This window comes from Providencia sp. CIM-Carb-044 (assembly GCF_033901115.1).
Taxonomy (GTDB): Bacteria; Pseudomonadota; Gammaproteobacteria; order Enterobacterales; family Enterobacteriaceae; genus Providencia; species Providencia hangzhouensis.
On sequence record NZ_JAXADV010000005.1, the window covers coordinates 1 to 24,416 of the forward strand.

Annotated in this window: 22 protein-coding genes; 7 read left to right on the forward strand and 15 right to left on the reverse strand. The window is 40.2% G+C overall.

What is annotated here, in order from left to right:
* The first annotated feature begins 1,630 nt into the window (after nucleotides 1-1,630).
* On the forward strand, nucleotides 1,631-2,059 hold the full coding sequence (locus tag SJ312_RS11585; protein WP_165119629.1) for a hypothetical protein: 429 nt from the start codon (nucleotides 1,631-1,633) through the stop codon (nucleotides 2,057-2,059).
* A 266-nt stretch (nucleotides 2,060-2,325) separates the two neighbouring features.
* Here SJ312_RS11585 and actP read toward each other — a convergent pair whose 3' ends face one another.
* The 3 genes from actP to acs form a co-directional block, all read right to left on the reverse strand.
* A complete protein-coding gene (gene actP, locus SJ312_RS11590; protein WP_004263246.1) occupies nucleotides 2,326-3,975 on the reverse strand; it encodes a cation/acetate symporter ActP in 1,650 nt (549 codons plus the stop codon).
* Nucleotides 3,972-4,283 carry a DUF485 domain-containing protein gene (locus tag SJ312_RS11595; RefSeq protein ID WP_004263244.1) on the reverse strand — a complete coding sequence of 104 codons (312 nt, stop codon included), beginning with the start codon at nucleotides 4,281-4,283 and terminating at the stop codon, nucleotides 3,972-3,974. The genes actP and SJ312_RS11595 overlap by 4 nt, the downstream gene beginning before the upstream one ends.
* Before the next feature lie 195 nt (nucleotides 4,284-4,478).
* Nucleotides 4,479-6,434: an acetate--CoA ligase gene (gene acs / locus SJ312_RS11600; protein WP_096863473.1), complete on the reverse strand. Its 1,956-nt coding sequence runs from the start codon at nucleotides 6,432-6,434 to the stop codon at nucleotides 4,479-4,481.
* A gap of 417 nt (nucleotides 6,435-6,851) precedes the next feature.
* Here acs and sodA point away from each other — a divergent pair, with 417 nt between their 5' ends.
* The 5 genes from sodA to SJ312_RS11625 all read left to right on the forward strand — a co-directional run bounded on the left by sodA (nucleotide 6,852) and on the right by SJ312_RS11625 (nucleotide 12,720).
* Nucleotides 6,852-7,478: a superoxide dismutase [Mn] gene (sodA, locus tag SJ312_RS11605; RefSeq protein WP_004906628.1), complete on the forward strand. Its 627-nt coding sequence runs from the start codon at nucleotides 6,852-6,854 to the stop codon at nucleotides 7,476-7,478.
* A 194-nt stretch (nucleotides 7,479-7,672) separates the two neighbouring features.
* Nucleotides 7,673-9,379, forward strand: a complete 1,707-nt coding sequence (locus SJ312_RS11610) for an Hsp70 family protein (RefSeq protein ID WP_036958621.1) — start codon at nucleotides 7,673-7,675, stop codon at nucleotides 9,377-9,379.
* Nucleotides 9,379-10,797: a J domain-containing protein gene (locus SJ312_RS11615; RefSeq protein WP_319867777.1), complete on the forward strand. Its 1,419-nt coding sequence runs from the start codon at nucleotides 9,379-9,381 to the stop codon at nucleotides 10,795-10,797. The genes SJ312_RS11610 and SJ312_RS11615 overlap by 1 nt, the downstream gene beginning before the upstream one ends.
* 55 nt (nucleotides 10,798-10,852) lie before the next feature.
* On the forward strand, nucleotides 10,853-11,530 hold the full coding sequence (yiiM, locus tag SJ312_RS11620; protein ID WP_110592749.1) for a 6-hydroxyaminopurine reductase: 678 nt from the start codon (nucleotides 10,853-10,855) through the stop codon (nucleotides 11,528-11,530).
* A 284-nt stretch (nucleotides 11,531-11,814) separates the two neighbouring features.
* Nucleotides 11,815-12,720, forward strand: a complete 906-nt coding sequence (locus SJ312_RS11625) for a LysR substrate-binding domain-containing protein (RefSeq protein WP_110592748.1) — start codon at nucleotides 11,815-11,817, stop codon at nucleotides 12,718-12,720.
* Between the two features lie 44 nt (nucleotides 12,721-12,764).
* Here SJ312_RS11625 and SJ312_RS11630 read toward each other — a convergent pair whose 3' ends face one another.
* Nucleotides 12,765-13,640 (reverse strand): pirin family protein, encoded by an 876-nt coding sequence (locus SJ312_RS11630; RefSeq protein WP_004263218.1) that lies wholly within the window; start codon nucleotides 13,638-13,640, stop codon nucleotides 12,765-12,767.
* A gap of 266 nt (nucleotides 13,641-13,906) precedes the next feature.
* Between SJ312_RS11630 and SJ312_RS11635 the strand changes: the two genes are divergently transcribed.
* The gene (locus SJ312_RS11635; RefSeq protein ID WP_004906617.1) at nucleotides 13,907-14,584 is read left to right on the forward strand and encodes a hydrolase; all 678 of its coding nucleotides are present in this window, start codon (nucleotides 13,907-13,909) and stop codon (nucleotides 14,582-14,584) included.
* Between the two features lie 95 nt (nucleotides 14,585-14,679).
* Here SJ312_RS11635 and trpS read toward each other — a convergent pair whose 3' ends face one another.
* From trpS to SJ312_RS11690, 11 genes are all read right to left on the reverse strand, one after another.
* On the reverse strand, nucleotides 14,680-15,720 hold the full coding sequence (gene trpS / locus SJ312_RS11640) for a tryptophan--tRNA ligase (RefSeq protein ID WP_004263211.1): 1,041 nt from the start codon (nucleotides 15,718-15,720) through the stop codon (nucleotides 14,680-14,682).
* A gap of 16 nt (nucleotides 15,721-15,736) precedes the next feature.
* Nucleotides 15,737-16,429 carry a phosphoglycolate phosphatase gene (locus tag SJ312_RS11645; RefSeq protein ID WP_140171897.1) on the reverse strand — a complete coding sequence of 231 codons (693 nt, stop codon included), beginning with the start codon at nucleotides 16,427-16,429 and terminating at the stop codon, nucleotides 15,737-15,739.
* Complete coding sequence (rpe, locus tag SJ312_RS11650; RefSeq protein ID WP_004263207.1) at nucleotides 16,426-17,100, reverse strand: ribulose-phosphate 3-epimerase; 675 nt, start codon at nucleotides 17,098-17,100, stop codon at nucleotides 16,426-16,428. The genes SJ312_RS11645 and rpe overlap by 4 nt, the downstream gene beginning before the upstream one ends.
* 15 nt (nucleotides 17,101-17,115) lie before the next feature.
* Entirely contained in the window at nucleotides 17,116-18,018 is a 903-nt protein-coding gene (dam, locus tag SJ312_RS11655; RefSeq protein ID WP_004263205.1) for an adenine-specific DNA-methyltransferase, read from the reverse strand.
* Nucleotides 18,019-18,100: 82 nt separating this feature from the next.
* Complete coding sequence (locus tag SJ312_RS11660) at nucleotides 18,101-19,006, reverse strand: SPOR domain-containing protein (RefSeq protein ID WP_096863477.1); 906 nt, start codon at nucleotides 19,004-19,006, stop codon at nucleotides 18,101-18,103.
* A 261-nt stretch (nucleotides 19,007-19,267) separates the two neighbouring features.
* Nucleotides 19,268-20,356 (reverse strand): 3-dehydroquinate synthase, encoded by a 1,089-nt coding sequence (gene aroB / locus SJ312_RS11665; RefSeq protein WP_004263201.1) that lies wholly within the window; start codon nucleotides 20,354-20,356, stop codon nucleotides 19,268-19,270.
* Between the two features lie 45 nt (nucleotides 20,357-20,401).
* Complete coding sequence (gene aroK / locus SJ312_RS11670; protein WP_004263200.1) at nucleotides 20,402-20,923, reverse strand: shikimate kinase AroK; 522 nt, start codon at nucleotides 20,921-20,923, stop codon at nucleotides 20,402-20,404.
* A gap of 507 nt (nucleotides 20,924-21,430) precedes the next feature.
* The gene (locus SJ312_RS11675) at nucleotides 21,431-22,495 is read right to left on the reverse strand and encodes a transporter (protein WP_405029951.1); all 1,065 of its coding nucleotides are present in this window, start codon (nucleotides 22,493-22,495) and stop codon (nucleotides 21,431-21,433) included.
* Nucleotides 22,488-23,036 carry a hypothetical protein gene (locus tag SJ312_RS11680; protein WP_110592746.1) on the reverse strand — a complete coding sequence of 183 codons (549 nt, stop codon included), beginning with the start codon at nucleotides 23,034-23,036 and terminating at the stop codon, nucleotides 22,488-22,490. Before SJ312_RS11680 ends, SJ312_RS11675 begins: the two co-directional genes overlap by 8 nt.
* On the reverse strand, nucleotides 23,029-23,574 hold the full coding sequence (locus SJ312_RS11685; protein ID WP_153673303.1) for a PilN domain-containing protein: 546 nt from the start codon (nucleotides 23,572-23,574) through the stop codon (nucleotides 23,029-23,031). The genes SJ312_RS11680 and SJ312_RS11685 overlap by 8 nt, the downstream gene beginning before the upstream one ends.
* 3 nt (nucleotides 23,575-23,577) lie before the next feature.
* Nucleotides 23,578-24,408 (reverse strand): hypothetical protein, encoded by an 831-nt coding sequence (locus tag SJ312_RS11690; RefSeq protein ID WP_036958620.1) that lies wholly within the window; start codon nucleotides 24,406-24,408, stop codon nucleotides 23,578-23,580.
* Nucleotides 24,409-24,416: the final 8 nt, after the last annotated feature.

Sequence of the window (24,416 nt, forward strand, 5' to 3'; positions counted from 1 at the left end):
TGTTTAGGGTAGTGAAATTTTAATAAAATCAAATAAATATTGTGGATTGGATGCTTGCCCATCACGGTGATGAATGACATCGCTTGAATCAAAGATATCAGTAACAACTCACCTCTTTTTTGACCGGGACGAGGTGGGTAGGAGGAAAAACTCAATTCCTTGTATTTAAATGATGGATGCGATTAATAAACATAAAGTAGTCAGTAACAACTCACTTGTTGAAGGAGACGGTGGCTGTTGGTGAAGGTGTGATAACAGGGGTAGGAGAAGTAATGGAGGGGGAGCGGTTGTATTGGTGCGCTGAATGGATATTGTGAATGCAAAGTAGTGAGTAACAGCTCACAGATTATTTAGGGTAGCGAAATTTTAATAAAATCAAATAAATATTGTGGGTTGGGTGTTTCCCCATCACGGTGATGAATGACATCGCTTGAGCCAAAGTAGTCAGTAACAACTCACTTGTTGAAGGAGACGGTGGCTGTTGGTGAAGGTGTGATAACAGGGGTAGGAGAAGTAATGGAGGGGAAGCGGTTGTATTGGTGCGCTGAATGGATATTGTGGATGCAAAGTAGTGAGTAACAGCTCACAGGTTGTTTAGGGTAGCGGAATTTTAAGAATATCACGAGAGTACTGTGGATTGGATGTTTGTCCATCACGGTGATGAATGACACCGCTTGAGTCAAAGTAGTCAGTAACAACTCACTTGTTGAAGGAGACGGTGGCTGTTGGTGAAGGTGGGATAACAGGGGGTAGGAGAAGTAATGGAGGGGGAGCGGTTGTATTGGTGTAATGAATGGATATATTAAATGCAAAGTAGTAAGTAACAACTCACCTCTCTTTTTAGCCGTATAGAGAATGGGTGAGGAGGGTAGGAGGAAAACTCAATTCCCTGTATTTAAGTGATAAATGTGATTAAGAAACATAAAGTAGCAAGTAAAAGCTCATAAATTGTGATGACAAAGAATATATATTTAGTGATGACTATATTTCAGGTTTCGTAATTATTGTATTGGGATATTGAGATGGTAAATGTAATTGAAGGGGGTAAAATAGTAAATAACAGCTTTACAGCAAAGGTAGTAGAGGTAGGTTAGATAAGTTTATATCTCCGAGTGCAATTGCTGTGTGATTTGACTCTCTGGTTGATAGATAATCTATGATCTATTAAAAATAATAATGACTTAATGAAACTATCTGACGGGATTACTCTTAACTTATCCTATAATGTTTATAGTTTTAATGGTTTTTATGGTGTTAATTAAGTAACGCAAGTAAGTCATTATTTGAACAATAAATTCATTAATATCAATAGATAAAAATAAAATAACCAATTTTACTCATAAATAAATTAACTATTTTGTTTGCATATTTTTAATGAATAAGCGCACTATTGTTTATTTTTTTATATAAAAATTGTTAAATTGATGTTTCAATTTCTTACATTTATACTGTGTTAGGTAGTTAATGGTATATCTAGCTATCACGTTACCGATGAAGTTTGCTTATAAGTGAAATTTTCAAAGGAAAGAAACTTACATCCAGATATGAAAGATAGGCCAGCTAAGCAAGTTATACCTTTTAATGAATGGTATTTCGTGTAAACAATATTTGTATAGCAAAGGTGGGTCAGATGAATAAATCAAAAAGCGCTAATCATCGAATTTTCGACCAAATTATTTCTGTAAATAAACAGAAAGAAAATGAATTTAATAATGGGCAAGACGGTGCAACGATTCTTTCTTTATTAGTGATGTTTTTTGTTCCTTTTTTACTGTTAAATACAGTGAGAAATACCCTTGGCATTGACTATAGCTTTGTCACTGTCATTGGAATGCTCGCTATCAGTGGGTTGATTACAGTAGTGCTGTATAAAAAATTAAAACTAGGTTCCCAATTCGCAGATAAAAATATTGTATTAGGCCAGTTACTTTCTCGTTATACGCCGAAAAACAAGCAAGAATTTAAAAAATTACAAGAAGAAAGAAAAACAAGTTCAGCAGAGTTTTATTCATTAGTAGAAAATTGGGTTGATGTAGAAAGACAACACTATGCAAGATAGTATCGAATAACGAAAACAAAAATAAGTTCTTCAATATTATTAATATCCTTCTTTTCTCTACGTAGAAAGAAGGATTTTTTTTATATAAAACTTCTGATAATAAGAGTTAAATATACTATCAACTCCTTTATGTGATTTTATTTATCATATTGATTTATAAGATAATATAAAGAGAAATAATGATGAAACTAAAAGAGGTTTAAATAAACTATTAATAAAAAACGGCTCGATACACTGAGCCGTTTGGTGTGGCAATAAAGTTAGGTTTAGTGTGATTTACCCTGCTCAATACCGAGTCCAATTTGTGAACGAACAAATTGCTCTTTAAAGCGCTCTCTTTCCATTTTTCCTTGTTCTGAATTATCTGTTACAGAGAATAGCCATGAAGCAACAAATGCAACAATCATGGAGAAGAAGGCTGGGTACTCATATGGATAGATTGGTTTTTCATGGTGAAGAATACTGACCCAGATGGTTGGTCCTAAAATCATTAAAACAACAGCAGTAATTAGCCCTAACCAACCGCCAGCCAATGCACCGCGAGTTGTCAGCTTACGCCAGTACATCGACAGTAAAATGATTGGGAAGTTACAACTAGCCGCAATAGAGAATGCTAAGCCAACCATAAAGGCAATGTTTTGTTTTTCAAACAAAATACCGAGGCCAATTGCAACAAAACCTAAGATAACAACGGTAATTTTAGAGACACGTAATTCATCTTTTTCATCCGCTTTACCATTTTTCATTGCCATCGCATACAGGTCATGGGAAACCGCGGAGGCGCCTGCTAAGGTTAAACCAGCAACAACAGCAAGGATAGTGGCGAATGCAACTGCAGAAATAAAGCCTAAGAAGAAATTGCCACCGACGGCATCTGCAAGGTGAACAGCAGCCATGTTTGTTCCACCGATAAGTGCTCCAGTAGCATCTTTAAATGCAGGATTGGAACTGACTAGAACGATGGCACCAAAACCAATAATAAAGGTTAAGATGTAAAAGTAACCGATAAATCCAGTGGCATAGAACACACTTTTACGAGCTTCTTTAGCGTCACTAACGGTGAAGAATCGCATAATAATGTGAGGGAGGCCAGCGGTACCAAACATCAATGCAAGACCAAGGGATAAGGCGGATATTGGGTCGGAAACCAGTCCTCCTGGGCTCATAATGGCAATACCATTTTTATGAACTTCAACGGCTTCTTTAAATAAGGTATTAAAGTTAAAGCCAACATGCTTCATAACCATAACGGCCATGAATGTTGCACCCGCTAATAACAAGATGGCTTTAATAATTTGCACCCAAGTTGTGGCTAACATTCCACCAAATAGGACATATAGCACCATCAATATACCCACAATAACAACCGCGACGTGGTAATTGAGACCAAATAACAATTCAATTAATTTACCCGCACCAACCATTTGAGCAATAAGATACAGTGCAACAACAACCAGAGAGCCAACCGCAGATAGAATACGAATTGGTCTTTGTTTTAATCGATAAGAAGCAACATCAGCGAAGGTATAGCGACCTAAATTACGTAAGCGCTCGGCAATTAAGAATAGAATGATCGGCCAGCCAATTAAGAAGCCAATCGAGTAGATTAAGCCATCATAGCCAGAGGTATAAACCAGAGCAGAGATCCCTAAGAAGGAGGCAGCCGACATAAAGTCACCCGCGATAGCCATCCCGTTTTGGAAACCGGTAATTTTCCCGCCCGCAGTGTAGTAATCAGAGCGAGAACGCGTTCTTTTTGACGCCCAGTAGGTAATATATAAAGTGAAGCCGACAAACAGTAAGAACATCACAATCGCCTGAATATTTACAGGCTGGCGTTCAACATCCCCTGTCAATGCATCAGAAAACGCCATTGATGAGGTAAAAAAGAGAATGAGTGAGAGCAATATTTTCATTTTTCTACCTCTTTTAAAATTTCTGCCGTTAAGCGGTCATATTCACCGTTGGCTCGGATGACGTAAAGCCCAGTGAGTACAAACGAAATGACGATTAGCCCTACACCAACAGGGATCCCTCTTGTTATGTATGAACCTTCGGATATTGGTGTTCCAAGCCAGCTTGGGTCAAAAGCGATAAGAAAAATAAAACCCACATACAGCACGAGCGTTATTGCAGATAACAACCATGAAAAGCGACTACGTTTCCTAACCAGTTCTTGAAAGCGAGGGTTATCCTCTACCTTTTCGTAAGCAGTAGCATTCATCAGAGTTCTCCTCTGTTATACTCGTCATACTTCAAGTTGCAGCTTTGTTGACTGCACTCACTCACACGAGTCACATACTTATGTATGCTCCTCGTGTTTCGTTCGCTTGTCGCCTAGCTGCACCTCGAATTATTTAGAGTAAACCATCTTGTTGGGATGTATGTAAGGCCGCCTCTATGAGTTGGCCTTTTGGCGTTATGACATACTCATAGACTGTTTTTCTTCGAGTAGTTTTTCGACAACACCTGGATCAGCCAGAGTGGAGGTATCTCCGAAATTACTGGTGTCTCCTGATGCAATTTTTCGTAGGATGCGACGCATGATTTTACCGGAACGGGTTTTGGGTAGTGAATCCGTCCAGTGAAGTACATCCGGGGTGGCAATAGGGCCGATTTCCTTACGAACCCAGTTGCGAACTTCGGTGTATAGCTCTGGTGATGGCTCAACCCCAGATATTAATGTGACATAAGCATAGATTGCTTGGCCTTTAATATTATGAGGAATACCGACCACGGCAGCTTCAGCCACTTTCGGATGTGCAACGAGCGCTGATTCTATTTCTGCGGTACCTAAACGGTGGCCCGAAATATTCAGTACATCGTCAACACGGCCAGTGATCCAGTAATAACCATCTTCATCACGACGAGCACCATCACCACTAAAGTACATGCCTTTAAAGGTTGAGAAATAGGTTTGCTCGAAGCGTTCGTGATCGCCGAATAAGGTTCGGGCTTGGCCCGGCCATGAATCAACAATCACTAAGTTACCTTCTGTGGCGCCTTCGATAGGTTCACCAAGGTTATCGACTAATGCAGGGCGAACACCAAAGAATGGCAATGTTGCAGACCCTGGCTTTAACATGGTTGCCCCTGGAAGTGGTGTGATCATGAAACCACCTGTTTCGGTTTGCCACCATGTATCGACAACAGGGCAGCGGCTGTTACCAATTTTTTTATAGAACCATTCCCAAGCTTCAGGGTTAATGGGTTCCCCCACGGAGCCGAGAATTCGTAATGAGCTGCGATCTGTACCTTCAATGGCTTTATCGCCTTCGGCCATTAATGCGCGGATAGCCGTTGGGGCAGTATAAAGGATATTGACTTGGTGTTTATCAACCACTTGGCTCATTCGGTTAACTGCTGGGTAATTAGGTACCCCTTCGAACATTAATGTTTTAGCGCCATTGGATAATGGCCCATATAACAAATAGCTATGGCCTGTTACCCAGCCTACATCTGCAGTACACCAATAGACTTCACCTGGATGGTAGTCGAAGGTGTATTTAAATGTCAGTGTGGCATAGACTAAATAACCGCCAGTGGTATGCAGAACGCCTTTCGGTTTACCTGTAGAGCCTGAGGTATATAGGATGAACAGCGGGTCTTCTGCGTTGATTTCTTCTGGAGGGCAATCTGCACTGACGCCTTTGATGACGTCGTGCCACCAGAGATCACGGCCTTCTATCCAGCTCGGCGCGTTGCCTGTGCGTTGGTAAACAATCACATTAGAAACCGTTGTGACTTGTGGGTTGGCGAGTGCGTCATCCACATTTTTCTTTAATGGAATTGCGCGGCCAGCACGTAAGCCTTCATCTGCAGTGATGATGAGCTTCGCTTTACAGTCGATAACGCGACCAGAGACCGCCTCAGGGGAGAAACCAGCAAAAATGACCGTATGTATAGCACCAATACGAGCACAAGCTAGCATCGCGACAGCAGCTTCGACAACCATCGGCATGTAAATGGCGACGACATCACCTTTACGGATCCCTTGTTGTTTTAGGACATTAGCAAACTGACAAACATCATGGTGCAGTTCGCGGTAAGTGACATTTTTTGACGATGAAGGGTCATCGCCTTCCCAAATAATCGCAGTTTGGTCGCCTTTTTCAGCCAGATGGCGATCCAAACAGTTAGCACTTAAATTTAATGTACCGTCTTCAAACCAGCGGATATCGATGTGCCCGGGGTCAAAAGAGGTGTTTTTAACACGAGTGTACGGTTTAATCCAATCAACGATTTTTCCTTTTTCGCCCCAAAATCCTTCAGGGTCTTGAATCGAGCGTTGGTACTCATCGTTATACTGTTGTTCGTTTATCAGGGCATTTTTTGCAATTTCAGCAGGAACGGGATGTTTAGTTATTTGAGTCATATTATTATCTCCTTGCAGATGTTAATACTATGTCAAAAAATGGTTAACTAAAGCACGATTTTTAAATTTGTTTTTCTTTTGCGCGGAAGATCACGTATTAATTGTAATGAGATTTGCAGGATTATCATTTGATGCTAAATATCAAATTGATATATAAATCTAAAAATATAATAAAAGGTAGATTTAAAGAAAAATAAATGGCGGGGTTGTTGGTATTAGTTACTGAATAAACAAGTTCTCATAGCGAATATAAATATCCATACATTTCTCATGGGTTTGATAATGATTTTCATTAACAGTAAAATAACTATAATAGATAGTTATTCACAAGGTGCGAAGTTACGCAAGTGTTTACCCTATGAGCCTTGTGGTAAAAATGAGAAACATAGCGGTATTTACGTCACTGGAGACAATAATATGAGTTATACATTACCTGCTTTACCTTATGCTTATGATGCGTTGGAACCACATTTTGACAAGCAAACCATGGAAATCCACCATACTAAGCACCATCAAACCTATGTGACTAACACCAATACAGCGTTAGAAAAACTACCTGAATTAGCAGGTTTAGATATCGATGTTCTGATTCAAAAATTAGACCAAATTCCTGCTGATCAACGTACGTTTGTTCGTAACAACGCAGGTGGCCACTCAAACCATAGTCTGTTCTGGAAAGGTTTGAAATTAGGTACTGAATTAAAAGGCGAATTAAAAGCTGCGATTGAGCGTGATTTCGGTAGCGTTGATGCATTCAAAGAACTGTTTGAAAAAGCAGCTGCAACCCGTTTCGGTTCTGGTTGGGCATGGCTGGTTCTGAAAGATGACGGTAAATTAGCTGTAGTTTCAACAGCGAACCAAGACAGCCCATTAATGGGTGAGGCTATTTCAGGCGTATCTGGTTACCCAATCATCGGTTTAGACGTATGGGAACACGCTTATTATCTGAAATTCCAAAACCGCCGTCCTGATTATATTAAAGCATTCTGGTCAGTTGTGAACTGGGATGAAGCAGCAGCACGTTTTGCAGCGAAAGCTAAATAATCTTATAAGATAACGTAATTTGCTATAAGCGCAGCGTTAATGCTGCGCTTTTTTTATGCCTACAATTTGATATCGATTCCAAAACTTTACTTTTTATTATTAAATAAAACTCATTATCATTTAAAATGTTGGTTATTAATTTATTTCAATAATGATATGGATTTAATTTTTTGATAAATAAGGAATAAATCAAAATGGATTGTTTGGCAACACACTTAGTAATGGGGATTGACCTTGGGACAAGTAACAGTGCGGTAAGTTTGTGGTTAGATGGCAAATCAGTCCTAATTCCTAATCTACAAGGAAACGTTCTAACGCCTTCTGTGGTTGGTTTAGATGATGAAGGCCAGATTATCGTAGGACAAGCTGCTCATGAACGTTTACAAAGTCATCCTAATATAACTAAAGCGAGTTTCAAACGTTATATGGGAACCGATGCCACTATAACACTAGGTAAGCTTGTATTTCGTGCTGAAGAAGTCTCCGCTTTGTTGCTACGTCAACTTAAAGATGATGTTGAAGCATGGTTAGGTTATGCCGTCAAAGACGCCATAATTACAGTTCCTGCTTATTTTAATGACGTCCAGCGCCGCGCAGTTAAAACAGCGGGGCAGCTTGCTGGGTTGAATGTTGTAAGGTTATTAAATGAGCCAACAGCCGCTTCACTTGCTTTTGGGTTACTCGAAAATAAAGAACATAAATACCTCACATTTGACCTAGGAGGGGGCACGTTTGACGTATCGATCATCGATATGTTTGAAGGCGTTATCGAAGTTTGTGCTAGTAGTGGTGATGTACGCTTAGGCGGTGATGATTTTCGTGAAGTGATTTATCAGTGGATGTTGAAAAAGTACCCCGAATTACACAAAGATCAGTTTCTGATACGGCCTGAATTATTGAAATTGGCGGAACATCTCAAGTTAGCCTTGAGCCAAGCACCAGAATGCTATGTTTCTATGCATTGGAATGAGTCAGATTTTGAATGGAAAATGACAGAACAAGAGCTAGCTACTTGTTGTCAGCCTTTATTAGCTCGCCTTCAACAACCTATTTTACAGGCATTGCATGACTCCCGTTTTTCGCTTAATGATCTTGACGATATATTGCTAGTGGGAGGGGCGACACGTATGCCTCTCGTTAGACAAACCGTAGCTCGTCTTTTCGGGCGATTTCCACGGCATGATTTAAATCCTGATGAGGCAGTTGCTTTAGGGGCTGGTGTCCAAGCAGGTATGGTAATGGCAGATTGCGCTTTGGATGATATCGTTTTAACCGATGTCATGCCATTTTCATTGGGGGTTGATACCACGAAACAGCATGGTGAGCGTTTTGAATTTGGTTACTATCTTCCTATTATCGAACGCAATAATTTCTTGCCTATCAGTAAAATGCAGGAGCTAAGTACAATTGTAGATAACCAAGAGCATATTTTACTCAAGGTATATCAAGGTGAAGCTCGCCTAGTCAAAGATAATGTTTTCCTTGGGGAATTAAAGATAGATATTCCTCCACGACCAGCCGGGGAAGTGACGATTGAAGTTAGGTTTACTTACACGGTTGATGGTTTACTTGAAGTTGAGTGTCATTATCAAGGTAGCCCTAAGGTTTATCGGTTATTGATTGAAAAGGTACCTGGCCAAATGAGTGAGACACAAATTTCAGCCAGCTTGGCAAAAATTGCAGGGTTAAAGCAGCATCCAAGGGATATGCCTGAAAATAGAGAATTGTTAGCCCGTTGTTCTCAATTATATGAATTCTTGCTCGGTGATGACAGACTTTGGGTCGATAAGATAACAACTGAGTTTGAGATAGCGTTAAATAGCCAAGATTTACGCTTGATCGCAACATTTCGCCAGCAAGTTGTTCAATTTTTGAAACGATATGAAAGGGATTTGCATTAATGGATATGTGGCAAATATTGGGAATTCCGTTCACTCATGATGAAAAAGAAATCCGTAGGGCTTATGCAAAGCAACTCAAAAAATATCGACCCGATACTCATCCAAAAGAGTATCAGCAGCTAAGAGAAGCATTTGAAAATGCAAAAAACGTATCCTCTTATCAAGTGAGTTCTCAGCCTGAAGTTGCTTCTGAAGACGAAAGTTATGGTGAAGCCGTATTATTAAATGACCACACCGGGTATCAAGATATTTATTTTTCTGATTGGTTATCAAATACATTTGTAGCAGATGAGCCTTTACCTGCTATAGCAGTGGCTGAAACTGTTTATACTCAAGATGAAATTGATACTGTCGCGAGCCTGATTGTGGAAAATGAAAGAAAAGGGAAGGCCGCGCTATCTTTTCTTTGGGCTCATGTGATGGAAAAAGGCAATTTACACATTTTTGCTCAGTTTCATAAGGATTTTGCCAAAGCATTATCACAACAGCAGGGCTTAATGGAATCGACCGTAGATTGTGCTTCTGAATTATTGAATTGGCAGTTAAATGATTATAATTCAGACAGTGTGGTTCCAATGTTTATTCAAGAAGGTATTCAAAATCAATTACGTAAAACTGCTGTTGAACGTGCATGGCAAGATTGCGAAATTGAAGCATCACATAAGTACTCGATCTCAGCATTTACAATGCAATTTTTAATTGGAAAGCAGGCAGAAGTGACTGGGTGGATGCGGTTAGTACCTGGGGTGCTGGATTTGTTGATGAAGCAATATCAGCAGTTGATACAAAATTACCCAGAGCTTGCAGATCGAGTTAATCCAGCAGTGGCCGCTTTTTTCAGTCAACCTAGAGTATGTTTTTCTCTTTCTCATTTATTTCTTCTTATGTTTTGGGGAAGTATATTTTGTATTGCGGCACCGTCTCCGGATATCGATAATCGGGTTATTATCGCAGTTGCGATGATTTTTATTTTCTATTTATATCTTAGTGATGCGTTATTATTTTTCTTTTTAAATAAAAATAAAGACACTTCTGGTGCTATATTTTTATTATTGGATTTCCTATTTTCGATAATGGTGCTGACAGGGATATATGTATTCATTATGTCTGTCATTGCTGACGTAGTGAATATTACAATTAAAGGTGGTGATAATCAGGTGGGAACTATCATGTTTAGCGGTATGTTCTTGTTAATGATCATCTGGCAAATAGTACCAAAGACAAAAGGGATACCAAAATTGAGGTTACCAGGGATAACCGTATCGCGTATTCTTGGGTTTCCATGGATATTTTTAAAGTGGTTTAATTCTTGGTGGATTACGCTCACTTGGGGGCTATTGATATATATTATTTTAGAGCTGACATTGATAGGAGCCCTGCTAAAAATTAGTGAGGTTATTAACCATGGGTTATGGTAACTTGAACACAGTAACAGTTATTTCATCCTATGTGAGTATTAAGGTGTGATCTTGCATGAAAGTATCTCCCCAAGTTTTTATCGGTAAAGTCCAAGCAACCCAGTTTTGTGGGCACAGCGCTATTCATAAGCAAGCTGCCGATGGGTTATTGATGTTAGGGCAATTGGGACTTGATGGCGATGAACAAGCTGAAAAACGCTTCCATGGCGGGCCTGATAGAGCACTTTGCCATTATCCTCGTGAACATTATGATTTCTGGGTAAATGCCTATCCTGATTTAGCCGATTTATTTGTTGCCTCTGCATTTGGGGAAAATATATCAACATTGGGTATGAGTGAAGAAAACGTATTTATTGGGGATATTTTTGCATGGGGTGATGCGCGTATTCAGGTCACTCAGCCTCGGTCCCCTTGTTATAAGCTCAATGGGTTAACGGGAATTGAAAATTTTGCACAAATGATGCAAGACAATGGGCGCTGTGGTTGGCTGTACCGTGTCATTAAAACAGGCAATGTTAGTGAAAATACGCCATTAACATTATTGAGCCGTAATAGTGATATTTCAGTACAAGAAGCGATTATGATTGCATTTCACGCCCCTTATGATGAAGAGCTGTATCAGCGGCTTTTAAGTGCTGCAGGGCTATCCGCAAGTTGGAGCTTAACCATGCAGAACCGTTTAGATAACCACCGAATTGAAGAGTTTAAGCACCGGTTGTTTGGTAAGCGTTAATATAAAGCAATGTGCTTATGGTAAAGAGAGTATTTGGCCATAAGCACTTGCTAGCAATATAACGCCTAAGTCTTAGGCATTTGTTGTATAAACTGTTGGTACCACGGGATATTCGCCATTAATTCGAGATGTGTTCCCTGAGCAATAATTTTTCCTTTCTCCATATACACAACATGGTCTTGTTTTGTTTGCAGGCCTTAAGTGGCAGTATTCATTTTTAAAGCGCTTTTTTAGGGTTTTTAGTAAGACGGTGATATTGCGATTGGGAATGTTGGGAGGATGAGATGCAATATGATTTAAATGATCTCTACTATTTTGTGAAAGTTGTCGAATATGGTGGGTTTTCACAAGCGGGTTTGGCTCTAGGGATCCCTAAATCTAAATTAAGTCGTCGCATTGCAGATTTAGAAAAAAAACTTAATGTTTCATTGATTTACCGTTCTACCCGCCAGTTTCATGTCACGGAAGTGGGACAAGTTTTTTATCAGCAGTGTAAAAATGTAGTTGATGAAGCTGAAGTTGCTCACGAATTGATTTGTTCCGTTCAGTCACACCCGAAAGGAACGATCAAACTATCGTGTCCAGTTGCACTATTACAAGTATATCTCAATGAATTACTTGTAGATTTTATGATGAAATATCCTGATATCGATATCCAAATCTTAGCGGTTAACCGCCCTGTTGATGTCATTAGTGAAGGGTTAGATTTAGCTATTCGTGTACGTTCATTGCCCTTAGATGATTCAGGCTTAATGATGAAAGTGCTAGGGTATTCACGGCGTATATTAGTGGCTAGCCCACAATTATTCGCAGAGCAGGATGAACTCATAGAACCAGAAAAGCTGGTGGATTACCCGATGTTAGCGAATACAGAGCATTCACAAAATTACACATTAACCCTCAAAAACAGTGACGACCTTAGCTTTACGCAGCATTTTACCCCTAAGTTAGCGACAACAGATATCTTAACGTTATACCGCGCGGCACTAAAAGGTGTCGGGATCGCAAGGCTACCTTATGGTGTGGTAGAAAAAGACATTGAATCAGGGAATTTGATAGAGGTATTACCGCAATGGCAGTTTCCTGAAGATATCATTCATGCAGTATATCCATCACGTAAAGGGTTGTTGCCGTCAATCCAATTACTGTTAAATTATTTAGCAGATAATATTTCGCCGTCAGTGAAATAAATTTCCCCGATAGCGCATTAGGCTATCAGGGAAATATTCGTCATTTATTGTGTTTCAGGAATGCGGCCAAATTTCCCACTGTTGAAATCATTTATGGCTTCATTGATTTCTTGAACAGTATTCATCACAAAGGGGCCGTAGCCAACAACTGGCTCATTAATGGGATCACCACTGAGTAACAGCACTAAGGCATCTTCTGTGGCTTCTAACAGAATATTGCTGTCTGTATCGTCGAGGATCATCAGTTCCCCTTCGTTTAAAGCAGAACGGCCATCAACAAATATTGAACCACGTAGCATGACTAAACCGACATGGCGTCCCGCTTTAGTTGGGATACCCACAGTTTTACCTTTGTTAAGCTGCAAATCCCATACATCCAATGGACTAAAGGTTTGTGCTGCACCCTTATTGCCCAAATAGTCACCGGCAATCACTCGCAATGTACCTGCATCATTGGGTAATGCGACTTTTGGCATGCTTTGGCTTTCTAACAGCTGGTAGCCGGGGGCCGCTGATTTGTCTTTTGCTGGCAAATTGACCCACAGTTGCACCATATCAAGTGTGCCACCTTTTTTCATAAAGGCATCAGACTGATACTCTTGATGCAAAATACCCGATGCTGCAGTCATCCACTGAACATCACCTGGGCCTATCACACCACCTTCACCCGTAGAGTCATGGTGGGCGACTTCGCCATCATACACAATCGTGACTGTTTCAAACCCACGGTGTGGGTGCTCTCCAACGCCTCTGTTTGCTGAATTTGAGCTTGGGAAATCAAAAGGCCCCGCTCTGTCGAGCAAAAGGAATGGGTTGAGGTATTTCCCATGATCGTTATAGCTAAACATTGAACGGACAGGGAAGCCGTCTCCTACCCAATGGCTACGAGGAGATTGATAGATACCAATAATTTTTTTCATGGTTTTGCTCCTAAAATTGTTTTGATGACTGAATAATAAAGGAGCAAATCATTTGGCAGTAGTGGCAAAAATAGGTTTCATTGTTGCAGTGATAGAACAATAAAATAAAGTCTAATTATTCTATTTATAGAACAGTGTTTATCAAAAACTGGACTACTCAGCTTTAAATCGATGAATTAATCTAAATAACACGAAAACGGAGCGGATATCGTTCTATTTTTAAATCAAAAATAGGTTTCATATTTTATCGATTGAGAGGTTTCATCATGAGTAGCCCTGCTAATTTTAATGGTCAACGTCCTGCTATCAACCCAGAAGATGCGGTGATGTTATTAATCGATCACCAGAGTGGTTTATTTCAAACTGTAGGTGATATGCCAATGACGGAATTACGTGCTCGCGCCGCTGTTCTGGCTAAAATGGCTTCCCTAGCTAAAATTCCAGTAATAACAACTGCTTCTGTACCTCAAGGCCCAAATGGCCCGTTGATACCAGAAATTCATCAAAATGCACCACATGCACAATATATTGCACGCCGTGGCGAAATTAATGCATGGGATAACCCTGAGTTTGTGGCAGCGGTAAAAGCAACAGGTAAAAAACAATTAATTATTGCAGGAACCATTACCAGTGTTTGTATGGCTTTCCCTGCGATTAGTGCGGTGATGGATGGTTATCAAGTATTTGTGGTCATTGATGCATCAGGCACCTACAGCAAAATGGCGCAAGAAATTACCTTAGCGCGAGTGGTGCAAGCGGGTGTCGTTCCAATGGATACTGCGGCTGTTGCTTCAGAATTACAAGGGACTTGGAACCGTGAAGATGCGGCGGAGTGGGCAATGGCTTACACGCAAATTTTCCCTGCCTATCAATTATTAATTGAAAGCTACAGCAAGGCGCAAGATGTTCTGAAAAATAATGAACAATTAGATTCAGAGCGTTAAGGTGAAATAAACAGCATCAATGAATTAATTGGTGAAAATTGATTAGAGTAAAAATGGGGAAGAACCCCATTTTTACTGAGTTAATACAATGATTGTTACTGAGGGCGTTTAACAAAACCAATAGCTTCGTAAACTTTATCTAACGTTTCTTGTGCGCGAGCAGCGGCTTTGGTTGCGCCTTCATCCATAATTTGGTTTAGCAGCGCTTCATCATTACGGAATTCATGATAACGAGTTTGAAGTGTGGTTAACATACCGGAAACGGCTTCTGCCACGGCCCCTTTAAGATGACCGTACATTTGCCCTTCAAATTCGGCTTCAAGTTCAGCAATTTTCTTACCTGTCACACCCGACATGATATCTAATAAGTTAGAAACCCCTGGTTTGTTTTCTAAATCATAACGAATACGAGGTGGCTCTTCGGAGTCAGTCATTGCGCGTTTGATTTTTTTCACGACAGATTTCGGGTCTTCTAATAAGGCGATAACGTTGTTACGGTTATCATCGGACTTAGACATTTTCTTGGTTGGATCTTGCAGAGCCATAACACGGGCACCACCACCAGTCGGAATGAATGGATCGGGTACAGTGAAAATATCACCATAAATGGCATTGAAGCGTTGAGCAATATCACGGCTCAATTCAAGGTGTTGTTTCTGGTCAATACCAACAGGTACTTGATTCGTTTGATAAATCAAAATATCTGCTGCCATTAGTACTGGGTAATCAAAGAGTCCCGCATTGATATTTTCAGCGTGACGGGCAGATTTATCTTTAAACTGAGTCATACGGCTCAACTCACCGAAATAGGTGTAGCAGTTAAGCGCCCAGCTCAGTTGAGCGTGTTGTGGTACGTGTGACTGCACAAAAATGGTGCTTTTTTTCGGGTCAATACCACATGCTAAATAGAGCGCAAGTGTATCGAGGGTTCTTTTACGCAGTTCAACAGGGTCTTGGCGAACGGTGATGGCGTGCTGGTCAACGATACAGTAAATGCAGTCGTAGTCATCTTGCATTTGTACCCACTGACGTAATGCACCCATGTAGTTACCGATGGTTAATTCACCGGAAGGCTGTGCGCCGCTGAATACGATTGGTTTTTGGGGTTGCTTTAATTTTTCAGTGGGAGTGCTCATTTAGTTATGTCCTTGCTTATTTTATTTCAGATAACCCGATTGCAGGTAATAAATCAGAAAAATGTGTTAATACACAGTTCGGTTCACTCAGTGCAATAGATTCACCATAGTTATAACCGTAGGTCAGACCGACACACGGGCATTCAGCGCTTTTCGCTGCAATAATATCATTACGAGAATCGCCGACAAAAAGCAATTCTTCTTTACGTAAACCGAATGTTCCCATCGTTAGGTAGAGGGGAGCAGGATGCGGTTTTAAAGCTTTGACGTCATCGCTACCCAAGACTAGAGAAAAGTAGTGTTCAATACCTAATTTCTTTAATAATGGCGCAATAAATGGGGTCGCTTTATTAGTAACAATCCCCATAGGTAAGCCATGTTTTGCTAATTGCTCTAAAGTGTCTTTTACTCCAGGAAACAGTTGGCTGCCTGTTGTGACGGACGTTGCATAGAATTTATCAAAACTGGCTCGAGCTTTTTTTTGTCGCTCAGGTGTGATTTCGGCACCCGCCCATGAAAGTGCGCGTTCAACTAACACATCAACACCATTGCCTACCCAAATAGAAACGCGTTCTTTACCTGCAGGGGCAAAATTAAATTCTTTGAGCATGTTGTCGATGGCTTCAGCTAAGCCAGCTGCACTGTCTACGAGTGTGCCGTCTAAATCGAAAGCGATCGCTTTGATATTCTCTAATACCACTTCAGTCATTGAGATACCTTTTGTAATTCGTTACGCATCGCGTCGATGACGGTTTTATAGTCCGGTTGGTCGAAAATAGCAGAACCCGCAACGAAGGTATCGGCACCTGCCGCTGCAATCTCTGCGATATTATTCACTTTGACACCGCCGTCGACTTCCAAACGAATATCATAGCCACTTTCATCAATTAATTTACGGACTTGGCGCAATTTATTGAGTGTTTGTGGAATAAACGATTGGCCTCCAAAACCTGGGTTCACAGACATGAGTAGGATCATATCGACTTTATCCATGACGTAATCAAGGTAGCTAAGTGGTGTTGCTGGGTTAAATACTAACCCCGCGGTACAGCCATGTTCGCGAATTAACTGTAGTGAGCGGTCAACATGTTCGCTGGCTTCAGGATGGAAACTAATATGAGTTGCACCGGCCTTAGCAAAATCTGGGATAATACGGTCAACTGGCTTCACCATTAAATGAACATCGATAGGTGCAGTAATTCCGTAGTCTCGCAGTGCTTTACATATAGGTGCGCCAAACGTTAAGTTGGGTACGTAGTGGTTGTCCATAACGTCAAAATGCACAATATCGGCACCAGCTGCAAGAACATTGGCGGTATCTTCGCCTAAACGTGCAAAGTCAGCAGATAAAATAGATGGGGCAATGAGAAAGTTTTTCATTATTGTCTCCGATTATTAATCGTTATCTGAGAGCCATTCATCGCTAGGTACAAGGCGCTGCGTTTTTTTCTTATCCGTTTTTCTAGGAGAAAGGCTATTAGGTATACCCGGATATAATGCCAGTAACTCATTGACTTTTGTCCGGTTTAATATATTTCTACTAATGGTGCGACGTACTTTTACAATATGCAATTGAGCTTGATAATACCACTCTCTCGTCATCGGGGTATCATGATTTGAGATCAAGACAGGAATTTTACTTTCTGTTGATAACTTTTGAGCCAAAATAGCTAAGTTTTGTTGTTCGAGCGAATTAAATGCATTCGTGTGATACGCCGTGAAGTTAGCTGTATCTGATAAAGGTGCATATGGTGGGTCACAGTAGACAACAGATCCCTCTTTTGCGTTGAGCAAAGTTTCACCATAATGCTGAGTCATAAACGTGGCATTTTGTGATTTTTCAGCAAACCACAGTAATTCTTCTTTAGGAAAATAGGGTTTTTTATAGCGGCCAAAAGGAACGTTAAATTCACCTCGAGAATTATAGCGGCATAACCCATTATAGCAGTGGCGGTTTAAGTATAAAAAAAGGACACTGCGTTTCTCAGTATCGGTCGATTGGTTAAAGGCTTCACGCATTAAATAATATTGTTCGGAAGTATTATATTCAGGTGTGAAGATTTGCTGGGCTTCTTCAATAAAAGCATCAGCGCGGTCTTTAACCGTATTGTAGAGGTTGATGAGGTCACTGTTGATATCTGCCAGTATGTATGAATCATAACTGGTGTTTAAAAACACTGACCCAGCACCAACAAAAGGCTCAATTAAGCAATCACCTTGTGGAAGGTGTTTTTTGATTTCTTCCACAAGGGGGTATTTACCCCCAGCCCATTTTAAAAAAGCGCGTTTTTTTTTCATGCCGTCTTATTATTACAATCGTTTAGAGTAACTGCATTTATACTCTGTCAGGACAACATAATGCGCCCGGGGAAAAACGTTGTTATTTTTGATCCTGTTTGACTTGTTTCATATTTCTAACCCACGGTTTTTTCGCTTGTACTGCAGCAGGTAAGGTCCCTATTGCATTTTTTGCGTCGGTCACTGAACTATAATTTCCGTGAATAAGAACATACCAAGTTTGCCCATTACGTATGGTTTTATAAACTTTGTAATTGGCCAATTTGTTTTCTTTTGCGAAAGCTTCCAGTGTATCAGAGCGGCTTGCACTGCTGAGTTGCAATGTGTAGCTACCTGCTGGTGCAGACATGATATTGCTACCTTGGCTACTTGCCGTTGATTTTGCTGGCTGTTTAGTTTGCACAGGGTGTTTTGGCTCAACGGGTTTTACAGGTGTTTTTTCTGGCGTTACTGGTTTGACTACGGGTTGTTGTTCCACAGGTTTAACGGTTGGTGGCGTTAACGGTGTCGTATTTTGTGGCTGGCTAGTGCCTGGCACAGAAACTTGGCCTTGGTTTAAGGCATCAACTACATCGCCAGGTATTTCGATTCGCTCACCCAGACCATTTGGTTGAGTTTGAGGTTCGCCTTGGGTTGGCGTTGGCGTAATTTGTGAACCAGTGATTTCTTGCGGTTGCCCTGATAGCGTTTGACCTTGTGAATTTGTCAACGATGAGGAACCCGATAAATCGATATTCTGTGAATTATTGGCACCCGTTGTTTGTTGCTTTTCATGCTCTGTAGGGGCTTTCAGCGCTGAGCTGATAGCAATAATGAGCAGCAATAAGACCAGTACACCCACACCAATCATAATATGTTGACGTGAAAGTGCAATTTTAGGTTTTGCAGCAGATGATGATTGGCGTGAGCGCCCTGTCGGTCTATCTGATGTATCAGGCCTAAGATCATTTTGACCTTGAGACTGGTTATCTGGTTTAAATTCGTCCATTTTCCTCTCCCGAATAAAATTTGCCTATAGTAGAGATAAAATGTCTCTTATCAGTACAACCTCTAACGACCAAGCAGGACATCACTGCTTATTTAAAGCATATATCCTTTCGTAATACCACGCTAGCCAAAGTGGTATTGATAATACGCTTTTTCAGAGTTTCGTATATAGGCGTAGGCACACCGTATAATTTAACGACTTTAGTGAACATCTACCAGTAACATTTTAAAACGCCAGTAAAAATTCAGCTTTTTCTTCGTTTTATGACATACAGGATGATATTGCCGCAATGACAGTCTGCGTATCAACATCTGAACGCATTTCCGAATGGCCGATAGTGGTAGGCAAAATTAAATGCAGTTTTCCACCCATCACTTTTTTATCTCGCATCATATGTGGGAGATAATCATCGGGCTTCATTTGTGAAGGGCCTTTGACGGGAAGTGATGCACGCTCTAAAAGTGTGACCACCCGCTGAGTTTGTTCAGGAGTAAATTGACCAAGTAATTCTGCTGTTTTTGCTGCCATAACCATGCCAGCCGCGACAGCTTCACCATGTAACCAGACGCCATAGCCCATATGCGCTTCGATAGCATGACCAAAGGTATGACCTAAGTTCAATAATGCGCGTAACCCACTGGTTTCTTTTTCATCCGCAGCAACCACTTGTGCTTTTAGTTCACAACAACGGCGAATACAGTAAGCCATCGCTTGGTCATCAAGAGAGACGAGGGCATCAATATTCTCTTCTAGCCAGCTAAAAAATTCACTATCGAGGATAATGCCATATTTAATGACTTCTGCTAAGCCGGAGGCAAGTTCTCTTGGTGGGAGAGTTTTTAAGCAGTTGAGATCAACCACAACAGAAGCGGGCTGATAAAATGCGCCGATCATATTTTTCCCTAGTGGGTGATTGACGGCGGTTTTACCACCGACAGAAGAGTCCACTTGAGATAATAAGGTCGTAGGTACTTGAATAAAACGTACTCCACGCTGATAGCTTGCTGCTGCGAAACCTGTTAGGTCACCAATGACGCCCCCACCAAGAGCGATGAGGGTGGTGTCACGGTTATGGTGTTTTTCAAGTAATGCGGTAAATACATCATTCATGATGAATAATGATTTGTATTGTTCACCATCCGGTAGAATGATGGTATCAACTTTTACGCCTGAAGTTTCAAGGGCATTCTTTATCTTATCGAGATAAATAGGGGCAAGAGTTTCATTTGTCACGATCATTGCTCGTTGACCCGCAGTTAATGGCTCAAATGCCCCGGTTTGTTGATATAAGCCGGGTGCAATATTGATTGGATAGCTACGTTCGCCTAGAGTGACGGTGACTTTTTCCATCTTGCTTTACCTTGAGTTCATTTTTGAAAATAACACCATGAACAATTAGTTTTTTTCTAATAGTTCAATGATTTGGTTGGCAACAACTTTTGCACTTTGCTCATCAGTATGAATGGTAATATCAGCAATTTCTTCATACATAGGATTACGTTCGTCAGCCAGTTTCTCAAGAACCTCACGTGCGGGTTCGTCAACTTGTAGCAGTGGACGTTTTTTGTCACGTTGTGTACGAGATAATTGTTTCTCAATTGTGGTCTCAAGATAAACAACGACACCGCGAGCGGATAGACGATTACGGGTCTCTTTGGACTTAACAGAGCCACCACCTGTTGCTAATACAATGCCTTGTTTCTCTGTAAGCTCATTGATGATTTTTTCTTCGCGATCGCGAAAGCCTTCTTCACCTTCAAGGTCGAATACCCAACCTACATCTGCGCCAGTGCGTTTTTCTATCTCGTGATCAGAGTCGAAAAACTCCATATTAAGCTGTTGAGCCAACTGACGGCCAATAGTACTTTTGCCAGCACCCATTGGTCCAACCAGAAAGATATTGCGTTTCTCTGCCATGTTTTTTGGTATTACTACGATTATTCGTTAATGATTACCCGCCCCGCCAATCAGATTAGCGGCGGGACCTAAACTGAAACCTCATAAGTGATGATGTGAGATCAGATAAGAAAATTATCTCAATACATCAACCTGAATTGCAACTATATAAATATGGCACTAAGCAAGCAAAGTGCCATATTTAAAATTACAGGTTTCGATACTTGAGCCGTCTATGTTGTCTAATGCCTTGTTTATCATGCTTTTTAACAGTTTCTAGCTATTGGTATCAGCAAGTTATTTCTGTTAAGAATAGAGCAACATTAATTGTGGCTGTTTTATAAGCGACTGACAGCTTGTTCTTTAATCTACGGATAGTTAGAACACTCAATGGATAACCTTGTATGCTAAAACGACGCCAGCGTCAAATTTATCCGGTAGGTTTATGCCATAAAAAATATTTTTTTTTGTCATCTTTGACTTATTGTGTATTCAACTATTTGAAGTATATGCGTTATTTTTTCCATGTTAAATATTGATAAGTTTTGGTGTTATAAAAACAATAAGGACACGCTTATCTGTATGCTCTGCCGTATTTGTGAATAATGTACCTAGAAAAGGGATATGAGATAAAAAGGGTAAGCCCATCTCTGTTTTTTCTTGTTTTTGCTGAAAAATTCCCCCAAGGATAAGGGTTTCATTATTTTTGATGGTTACGTTAGTTGCGATTTCTTGTTTATTGATGGCTAAGTGATGATGTTGGCTGCTAGTGAGTGCAGTATCGGGTGAGTTATGACTAATTTTAAGGTTTAACTCAATTTTTTCATCACGCACAATCGAGGGGGTAACATCCATACCCAGAACAGCATCTTTAAATTGTACGTGTGTTTTCTTGTCATTACTGGTGACATAGGGGATCTCTGTACCTTGCTGAATACTTGCGGGTTGTTGATGCGAAGCAACTAAACGAGGACTCGCAATAATAGAAAGCAGATTTTCTTTTTCTAATGCTTTCAGTTTCATTTCAAGTAAACCATCACCAAGACTAAGAACATTGAAGGCAAATTGTCCTGATATTGAAGAGTAACGATTGTAGCGATATAAGTGATTAGCGTTTAGATTTCCACCTGTCATCATTCCCCATTCTAAGCCCAACTCCTGTAATGCAGTTCGGCTGCTACTAATGATATGTGCAGTGATCTGTACTTGTTTATTTGGCTTATCTTGATGTTTTATCCATTCATCAATCAGTGCTAATCGATCTGGATCCTCTTTAATAATGAGGCTGTTTGTCGTGATATCGTGATGGATAGAGGCATTTTTTGATAATAACGAAGTATCTGGATGTTCTAATAGATGACGAACCTCTTGGACATTGGTTGAGATTAATTTAAATATCTTTTGGGTTAATGATGTTTTACTTGGCGTTACCTGCGCTACTGCTGTTTCCGGGGTAGGCTGGTTTTCTGTTACTAAGGGAGGTATCAGTGGTGCAAAGGGATCTCTAACCTCTTCGGCAGAGATTAAAAATGAAGATAAAAAGAAGAGTCCCCCAGCAATCAGCATGAGGATGTTAGTTCGTGAGCTATTCATTGCGGTTTTCATCCTTGATAGCGAGAGTGTCGTTGAACAATGAAAATGAGATGGAGGTGATGATAATTCCTTGTTTTAAATATATTTTTATGTCATGAAAATGCCATCTCTGGGTTTGAGGAAGGGTAAGAAGCTGTTCTATAACGTGATAAATAGGAATGAAGTGGCCTTGAAACTCCATAAAATAGGTATTGGTATCTGTTGGTTGCAATTGATTAAGTGTCACAGATGAATGTGAGAGCAAGGTATTTAACTGTGTCAGTAATTCAAGAGGCGCTTCTTTAATATCAACGGATTGCTTTAGTGATTGAGCTTGTTTTTCAAGTTGTTGTAACGAAGGTGAGTGATAGAGAGCTTTCTTTTCTCTTGTAATTGCTTCAATTAAATTCAGGTTCTCAATGGTTAATTCCATGATCTGATTTTGATTTTTTTTCCAGTATAAAAAATACCCCGCAGTGATACAAAGCACAATTAAGAACCAAACAGGTAGGGTTTGTTGCCAAAATGGGCGATACCAAAAAGAATGTATGGACTCATTCATCGAGCACTCCTTGATATTTGGCTGTGAGGTGTAAACGGTTTAATTGATTCACTCGGCTGATTTTTTTCAATTGAATATCACTCAAACCTGGGTGATTTTTAAGTTGTAAGCCAAGCGAATTGATATCTTGAAAATCATAACTGTTAGCTTTGATCTCTATTTTGTTATTCATTAACTGTAGATTTGTTAGCCAACTTTTGGGTGGAGTTAGAGTTGGAAGGTTTTGTAGTAACTTAAGTAAAAATTGGTTATTTACTATGATGCTATCTATCTTTCTTTTTTTGCTCATTAAGCTATTAATCTGTGTTTGTTGAGTCGCGATTTGCAATACTAATTGTTGTATCTGTTCATATTGTAGTTGGTTATTGTGCTTTCTATTTTTTATGTCTTTCATTTCAATTTGTTGAAAAATAAATAAAAAAACACACGCTATAATCACTGAGCAGCAAACCACAGAACAAAAGAGTAAAAACTCTCGTATCTTCTTTTTTATTTGCTGTTGGCGCCAAGGGAGAAAGTTAACTTGGTATATTTCCATCAATTAAATATCTCCATGACGTAAAGCAAGACCGGCAGCAATCACAAAATCCCCCAGTAACTGTGGTAATTTAATATTATGCTGTTGAAAAGCTTGGCGTAATTCCCAGTGGTGAGCTACCTCATCAGTACGAGAAATCTGTTCATGATCTGTAATGAGGTAAATAGGTGAGGCTTTTTCTTGATCAATAAAGGGCAGCAAGTGGGAAAGTGTCGGTATATCGGTATCTTGTAAATGGTTATAATTAGCTGGTTGGCTAATTGGCCCTGACCAAAGCCATTCACCTTGTCGATAATGAATAACCCAGCATTCATCGGGTAAACCCGCGTTTCTTGCCACATAACGTAAAGCTATGGGGGCGACATCAATAGCAAGCAGATTGAACCCGCTTTCTGTAAATAGATTTTGCCAAAAAGTAATATCTGACTGGCGGGCCCCATTAAAATAAACCTGTTGTTTGATGACGCGATAGTCGATAACCAGCTCTTGGGCGTGCATAGAAAAACGTTTTTCAGCTTGAGATTGTAAATACCACCCTAATTCTGGTTGTGGCAATTTGATTTCACTGGGTAATGAAATTTGTTGTTTTATTGTACGGACAGCGGGTAATGCGAAGGATACGGAACACTTTTTAGGTAATTTCTGACGCCATTGTAATAAAATATTCAGTAAAATTTGATATTGTTCATGGCTAGAATTATCAGTTAGCTCGAATGGTAATTGTTGTTGCCAACATTCACATAAATGCCAGTATTGTCTGCGCCGCTTTGCAGCGACTAGCTGTATTCTATCTCGATAGAGGTCGATCCCAATGTTCCATTTTGATGTATACATAGTTAATT